Here is a 4,380-nt window from a genome sequence, read left to right on the forward strand (position 1 = left end):
TTATCGTCTATAGCCGCCCCTATTCGCAGTCGGAAAATTCGTGATTTCTTCACCAGCACATATTCATCACCTGACAGCTTCTTCGCCGCTATCTGACAGCTGACTGTCTGCGCTGACCGCAGTATATCAGCCGTAGGTGTCCATGTGCCACCTGTGATATCCACCTCATACGTCACGCCATCGCCATAGTCGATAGTCAACACATAGCGGTCTGCGCCGTCTACTGTCAGCCCTTCAACCGACACGGGTCTAGCATTTGTTTCACCGACATAGCCCAGTAGGGCTGTGTTCACGACTACATTGTAGTCTTCGTTGATTTTTATGTGCATTGATATTCCTCCTTTCTATGGCTTTGTTACGATCCAGTCAATAATATATTCACCCTGTGGAACGGTAGCACTTGCACTTTCTGCGTTCGTCAGCGCTACTATCAAATTGTTGCTTGTGAAAAATGTTTCTACACACAGCCTTCTCACTGTTGGTGCCGACACCTCCCGCAGACTACAGATGATCTGCGTATTCTGAGTCGGTGTGAACGGCAGATTCAAAGTCGTTGTGGCCAGTGTCGTCTCTGACGGTACGATAAGGGTCTGAGATCCTGCTGGCATATTCATTTCATTGATTGCGTTCTGTGTGGCGTTCAATGCGTCGACAATAGCCTGTCGGACGTCTCGACCTGTATATGCTGTTGCCACCTGTGTGACCTCTAAACTTATATCAATTGCTTTTGCCATAATCATTTCTCCTATTTTCTTGCTGACATTCCACTAATTGTGGCGATCTTGTCGCCAAATGTCAGCACATTCTGTGATCTGTCATTGATGTCGATACTGGTGCCAATGCATCTCAATATTTCGTCGATGCCAAGGTAGCTATTGACTACGCGATACCTGCAGCCAACTGCAAAGCCGTCTAGCTTCTTATCAATGTCAATAGCCGATACCTCATACTGAACTTTTGCTGCTTTTAGTGCTCCGGCACATACTCTGCCGGCTCCAGACAATGCGCCTGGAGTGGTGATATTGTCGAATACCATAGTTCCAGCGTGTACTCCGTACCGCTTTATCAGCTGGTCATTGTCAATATACTTCGTTGCTCCCGAAAGCGTCACACGTTCGCCCGTATCATCGTTGATGACAGCACCTAACGGATACAGTCTTGTGATGATCTCACTTGGGTCTATCGCCTGCGTGATAGATCGCATATTCCTTCCTAGTTGTATCGTTTTATTGCTGAACTCTGAAAATTCGTTTGCTATGAAGTCGAAAAATCTAATGCCTCCTTTGCCGATGCGTACCCTCATTTCACCTCTGATATCTTCACCGGAAATCAGGTTTTTCGTCAATTCTGAGAACGTGTCTTCATATCCTGGATTAAATGTGTGCTGCACTTGCGAACAGTTAATATTGCCAATATGTATCTGCTTGTAGCTTTCAACAGAATTATTGTGTGCTGAAAGTAGTGTGGCTATATACGTTCTTATTGTGCACTTTAGCTGTTTGATAATTGGTACACTATCTTTCAGAAAACACAAACCGCCCTCGCAGACAACTTGTTTGCCAATCTCGCCACTATCAGTCATGTATGGTGATATCGTCAGTACTCTGCCATCGAATATCAGACTTTCCTTGTCGTAAACCTTTATCAACGATGTCAGTTCTTTTAAATCGGAGTAGTAGCTGTTGTCGGGATATATGTTGAACGTAAATGTGTCAATAGCGTTTATTTCTTTGGCAATGGTTCCTGTCAGCTTGTTGGTTCTGACAGAACCAGTTTCGTGAAGCGTCTTTGCACCATCGAGTGTAACTAACATAGTATTTCCTCCACCAGTTCGATTTCAAGTGAACCAGATCCGTATAGAGCTAAGACATTTGTGCCGGGTTTGACGACGAAATTTTGCATTCTAAACGTTGATTCAGTTTCTTTGTATAGGTTTTCTGTGAGGGTATGACCGTTCAGATCAAGCATTGTCAATCCTCGTTTGTCCTTATCGTTAGCATTTTTGTGATACCTTAAGCTCGGAACTATGTCATCTTTGGCATAAGAATAGAAGTATAGTACCCCCGGCTGGGAATGATAGCCGTCTGTGTGTGCTATGCAGGAGAGAGGCATCTGATTGAGGCAATCATCATCGAATGAAAAAGTGTCCCATGCTGTGTCTGCAAAGTCGTCAGAGACCTTATATGGTGCTACATCGAAAGTGACATCGAGAGTAGCTGTTATGTCATCTTCACCAAGGCTGGTCTCAACAGTTCTACACTTGCCGACAAAATGATAGTTCTCGGAATAGTTGTCATAAATATTCTGCTGTGGAGCTTCACATAACCAGCTCTTGATCTTCTCAATCCTGCGGAGCAGTGTGACAGGTTCTGTATCAGATACGAACATCTTGTATGATACTTCGGTGTCGTCAAAATAAAAATTGCCGTCATAGTCAGACAGGTCAATACTGCCGTTGCGATAAGGTACAGTCACTTTGATCTCACGCTTCTTCGGCTCTGCAACTGTTGCACTGATTATTCTGATTTTAAAATCCTCATACGACTTTTTGCCATTAAATCTGATTTGTCGTGTCATACTGCACTACCTCTTTTCTTTCTCGCAGCTCTTTCGCCAAGCATTACATCTATAAATGGAACTGTTTCCTCTGCAATCACTTTCCCATTCGGGAATACTATCACGTTATGAATAGTCTCGGGCATTTGTCTGACTGTTGGGACGACCTGCGTGTTTTCTGTGGCGCTTGTTGCTGCTTTCTGCGTGATACTGTGGGTATATGATCCATTATATACTGACCTTGCGACCCTATTAGTATCGCTGTATGTATTGCGCATATTCTCTGACAGTATCTTGTCACCAGTATTGGTATAGGCTTTGATGATATCGTCCTCTGATGACGTCCAGCCTTTGATCTCACCCTGCGCATTCATTTTCGATATATTCTCAAATGCCTTTGAAGGGGAGTGTATATCATATACCCCCTTGACCGCCGCAAGCACTGCGTTTGCTCCACTTGTTGCGGTATCAATGACAGACTGCTGTGCAGACAGTATGCCTTGCTGCATACCTAACATCATTGCCGCACCTGTTTGTTTCCATACGTCTGATATCTGGCTTATTTGGTCACGCTTTTGAAGCGTCTCTATGGTCTTATCATACTGTTGCCTGAGCTCGTCGAACTCTGATGTTGCTATCTTCTTGCAGTCGCTCATGCACTCTTCCCACATATCACTGTACTTTTTCAACTCAGGCTGTGACATGGAAAGTAACGCCTTTATCTTGCTTGCAGATTGCGGACCTGCTTTCTGCAAGGTCTTAATAAGACCTTTATTCACGCCTCTGTCTGCAAGCGTCTTGATATCATCAGACCAGCTTGCCATGCCGTCAAGATTAGATTCCAAGTTCTGCATAAGCTGTTCTGCGGATATCTCAGCACCGCCGTTGAATTCGTCGAAGAGGTTAAGATTGTTTTGCAATTCTTCCGTTCGTTTCTGGACGGCTTCGTCATAGCTCTTATTCATCTCAACTATTGCGTCAACAGTTTCTTGCGATACCTTGTGTAAGCCGTCTTTATACATGACAGTGCGGTTATAGATTGTATCGACCTTTTTTGCATTGTCCTCTACGGCCTTTGAATTGTCTTCGAGAGCAGAAGAATGCTCAGAAACGTACTTGGAGGCGTCAGCATAGTCTGCGTTCAGTTGCTCAATCTCTCCGCCTGCGGACTTATACGACTTCTGAAGCTCTTTTACAGACTTGTCAAGCTTGTCATACTGCTCCTGTAGATCCCAGTACTGACTTTCATCAGCGACGTTCGCCCAATCTGCGTTTAGCTTATTCATCTTCTCTTGAATCGGGATTATTTCTTTTTTCTTTTTGGCAATTTCTTCTTCAAGCTCTTTATGATTTTTCTCAGCCTTATAGAGGTCTTCTGATATAGCGACCATATCTTTCTGAGCTGCTTCGACAAGAAGCTGTTCTTTCTTTGCTTCTATGCACTCATAGACAGCGTCCTTATTGTTGAGAAGCTTGCCTGTTTGATCATCAATCTGAAGATTAAGGTCAGGCATGGCACTGTTCAGCTGGTCCACAAGAGTTTTCATTTCTGACTTCTCGTCATTAGATAAGCTCTCGGCGTCAGAAAGCTCAAAAATTCTATCTGCAAGACTTTTATAGCTGTTATACTCGGCTTCTATATCTGTCTTGGCTTCTTCTCTCTGATCTGCGGCTTTCTTCATGGAGTCTGTCAGTTCGTTCGTGCTGTCGACCAACGCCTGCTCTTCGTCACTGAGGACTTTTGTTGAGTCAGCGGCGTCGTCTGCTGACGTAGCATAAGCGACTATACCACCAACTGCAATGCCTGCTAGGGTTGCAATTGCA

5 protein-coding genes are annotated in these 4,380 nt (G+C 44.4%); all 5 read right to left on the reverse strand.

What is annotated here, in order from left to right:
• The coding region (locus QVO88_RS06430) for a hypothetical protein (protein WP_288177843.1) at positions 1-329 on the reverse strand (329 nt) is incomplete at its 3' end.
• Between the two features lie 15 nt (positions 330-344).
• Positions 345-734, reverse strand: a complete 390-nt coding sequence (locus tag QVO88_RS06435) for a hypothetical protein (RefSeq protein WP_022287678.1) — start codon at positions 732-734, stop codon at positions 345-347.
• An 11-nt stretch (positions 735-745) separates the two neighbouring features.
• Positions 746-1,813, reverse strand: a complete 1,068-nt coding sequence (locus tag QVO88_RS06440; RefSeq protein ID WP_022287679.1) for a phage tail spike protein — start codon at positions 1,811-1,813, stop codon at positions 746-748.
• Positions 1,807-2,577: a hypothetical protein gene (locus QVO88_RS06445; protein ID WP_022287680.1), complete on the reverse strand. Its 771-nt coding sequence runs from the start codon at positions 2,575-2,577 to the stop codon at positions 1,807-1,809. Before QVO88_RS06445 ends, QVO88_RS06440 begins: the two co-directional genes overlap by 7 nt.
• Positions 2,574-4,380 (reverse strand): hypothetical protein (locus tag QVO88_RS06450; protein ID WP_288177844.1); only part of this gene is annotated, 1,807 nt, incomplete at its 5' end. The genes QVO88_RS06450 and QVO88_RS06445, both read right to left, overlap by 4 nt.

The organism is Ruminococcus sp. CAG:57 (assembly GCF_000435935.1).
GTDB lineage: Bacteria > Bacillota > Clostridia > Oscillospirales > Ruminococcaceae > Hominimerdicola > Hominimerdicola aceti.

Excerpts from the sequence above, each read along its gene's own strand:
- QVO88_RS06435 (WP_022287678.1), bottom strand. The coding sequence starts at position 734 with ATGGCAAAAGCAATTGATATAAGTTTAGAGGTCACACAGGTGGCAACA.
- QVO88_RS06440 (WP_022287679.1), bottom strand. The coding sequence starts at position 1,813 with ATGTTAGTTACACTCGATGGTGCAAAGACGCTTCACGAAACTGGTTCT.
- QVO88_RS06445 (WP_022287680.1), bottom strand. The coding sequence starts at position 2,577 with ATGACACGACAAATCAGATTTAATGGCAAAAAGTCGTATGAGGATTTT.